Genomic DNA, 1,585 nt, shown 5'->3' with positions numbered 1-1,585 from the left:
CACTTTCAGCATTATCATAAGCTGTGTTTATTTTAAGCTCATTGTTTTTATCAGGTATTAACAATACAGAAGCCCAGAAGTTATCAATATCAAGTATTTTGTGGTTAATGTATTTACCCTGATAATCATTTATAGGGTTTGGATGTTTATACTCTGTTATTTTTTGTCCCTCTCCTGTTTTATAAGGTTTTGAATACCGTTTTTGGTATCCTATAAGTGCTTTAATTTTATCACTTCCACCTTCTACCTCCACATATCCTTGTTTATATTGGAATGAGCCAGCAGTTAGACCTGCGTTTAAATGCAGACCTTTTTTAGGCTTTTTAGTTTTAACATTTACAACCCCTGCCATTGACCCTTGATTTTTCACATCAAAAGGACCTTCAGTTATTACTACTTTTTCCACCTGAGGAGTTGAAACATGGAAAATAGGGGAGTCCATTCTGTTTGGACAGGCACCGTAGATTTTTTCACCGTCTACAAGAACATTTATATTATCTCTTGAAAATCCTCTTAAATTAATGTCGTTTGCTACAAATCCTTTTCTTATGTGATTAATTTCTGGATATAAGTTTGAAAGTATTTCTCCCAAATCAATCTGACGGGTAAGTTTAATTTCTTCCTGATAGATATTTTTCTCTTCTTTAACACTTTTTACTTCTTCAACAGATTTAATTTTTTCAAGTTTAATAACCTGAGAGTAAGAAACAACTGGGAAAGCAAGAACCGCAGAAAGTAAAAATTTTCTCATGTTAATCCTCCATTAATTTGATGTTATTTTAAACTTAAATTTAACATAATTTTAAAATATTTGCTTGAATATTTCAATAACATTAAAATTAAAGGAAAAACAAAAACAAGGAGACTTTAACATGATTCCTATGATTTATAAAAAAATGTGTCCTAACTGCGGTGGAGATATTGAAAGTGATAGACTTGAAAAAGGGCTTGTGTGTAAAAACTGCCTTCCTGATGAAGTTCCACACGATGAACTTTGCGAATTTTTAGGATATGGTCAGTTTGATAAGGTTTGTAGTTTATGGAAAAACATTAAAGATTTTAATGAATTTTTTAAATCTGTAATGAAAAATCCTTTATGGTCTATTCAGGAAACATGGGCTATAAGGTTTTTCCTTGGAGTATCACATGCACTACTTGCTCCAACAGGTATTGGAAAAACAACTTTTGGTCTTGTTTTGTCAAAGTATTTAATAGAAAGAAAAAATGGAAAAACATATCTTATATTTCCAACTCAGATGCTTGTAAATCAAGCTTATGAAAGGCTTATAAACTTTGGTGTAAATCCAGAAGATATATTAGCCTACAGCTCAAAATTTGCAAAATCTAAAAAGAAACAAAACGAATTAAAAGGAAGAATTAAAGATAACGACTTTAAAATACTTTTAACAACTTCAATGTTTCTTTACAAAAATGTAGATATTATTCCAAAATCAGTTTATGACCTTGTTTTTATAGATGACGTTGATAGCATATTAAAAAGTGCAAAAAACATAGATAAGGTTTTAATGCTTCTTGGTTTTTCGGAAGATGATATTGAAGAAACACTGAAATTTTTAAAATTCAA

2 protein-coding genes are annotated in these 1,585 nt (G+C 30.0%); one reads left to right on the top strand and one right to left on the bottom strand.

Annotated elements, in window-relative coordinates; translation table 11 throughout:
• The coding region (locus tag HG1285_RS02155) for a TonB-dependent receptor plug domain-containing protein (RefSeq protein WP_008289196.1) at positions 1-751 on the bottom strand (751 nt) is incomplete at its 3' end.
• Between the two features lie 64 nt (positions 752-815).
• On the opposite strand from HG1285_RS02155, the gene HG1285_RS02160 reads away from it, so the two are divergent.
• Positions 816-1,585: DEAD/DEAH box helicase family protein (locus HG1285_RS02160; RefSeq protein WP_232219534.1), on the top strand; the 770-nt coding region annotated here is incomplete at its 3' end.

The organism is Hydrogenivirga sp. 128-5-R1-1, from assembly GCF_000171895.1.
The sequence above is the reverse complement of the archived record's forward strand: the minus strand, read 5'-3'. Positions and strand labels throughout refer to the sequence as shown.